Source organism: Actinoplanes sp. KI2 (genome assembly GCF_025630775.1).
GTDB lineage: Bacteria > Actinomycetota > Actinomycetes > Mycobacteriales > Micromonosporaceae > Actinoplanes.
Window position 1 is genome coordinate 1 of the sequence record NZ_JAOSZE010000126.1, and the last position, 1,125, is coordinate 1,125.

At 68.4% G+C, this 1,125-nt stretch carries 1 protein-coding gene; it reads left to right on the forward strand.

Features of this window, described 5'->3' with window-relative positions:
* Positions 1-137: 137 nt before the first annotated feature.
* Positions 138-1,125: IS481 family transposase (locus tag ODJ79_RS46580; RefSeq protein ID WP_263030186.1), on the forward strand; the 988-nt coding region annotated here is incomplete at its 3' end.

Genomic DNA, 1,125 nt, shown 5'->3' on the forward strand with positions numbered 1-1,125 from the left:
TGTGACGTCCGGGGACGTTGGTCGAGGGAGTGTGACCACTCGATCTGAGGACGGCGGGTCGGTCTGGTGAACAAGTGAAGGCCTCCAGCGGTGCAGTGGAGCTGTCGAGGACCCACTGACCAGGCTTGGAGGCCTTCATGTCCCACGCTAACGCCGCGTTGACCCCGCGAGCGCGATTGCGGCTGGCGCGTCTGATCGTCGAGCACGGCTGGTCACCCGCGCGAGCAGCGGAACGCTACGACGTGTCCTGGCGCACCGCCGCGAAATGGGCCCAGCGTTACCGCGAACACGGCGAAGCCGGCATGACCGACCGCACCTCACGCCCGCACCGGCAACCGAACCTGACCCCGGCACCGCTGGTCCGCAAAATCCTGCATCTGCGCCGTAAACGACGCTGGGGACCGATCCCGATCGCCGATCAGCTCGGCCTGGCCGCTTCCACCGTGCACGCCGTCCTGGTCCGGCATCACGCGAACCGGCTCAGCCACCTCGACCGGGCGACCGGCGAACCGATCCGCCGCTACGAACACCCCGCCCCGGGTGACCTGCTGCACGTGGACGTCAAGAAACTCGGCAACGTGCCCGACGGCGGCGGCTGGCGCTACCTCGGCCGGGTCCAGGGCAAAAAGAACCGCGCCGCCACGACCGGTAAACCCCGCAACCAGTACCACAACCCGAAGATCGGCACCGCGTTCGTGCACACCGTCATCGACGACCACTCCCGCGTCGCCTACGCCGAGATCCACGACGACGAGACCGCCGCCACCGCCGCCCGCGTCCTGACCAACGCGGTCGGCTGGTTCGCCAACCGTGGCGTCACCACCCGCCGGGTGCTCTCGGACAACGGCGCGGCCTACCGCTCCCACCTCTGGCGCGAGGCCTGCGCCGCACTCGGCATCACGGTCAAGAAGACCCGCCCCTACCGGCCGCAGACCAACGGGAAGATCGAACGGTTCCACCGCACCCTGGCCGACAACTGGGCCTTCGCCAAGTTCTACTCCTCCGAGAAAGCCCGCCGCGCCGCCCTACCAGCGTTCCTGCACGACTACAACCACCACCGGCCCCACACCGCCATCGGCAAAGTCCCACCCATCACCCGGTTGAACAACCTGGCTGGACGTCACA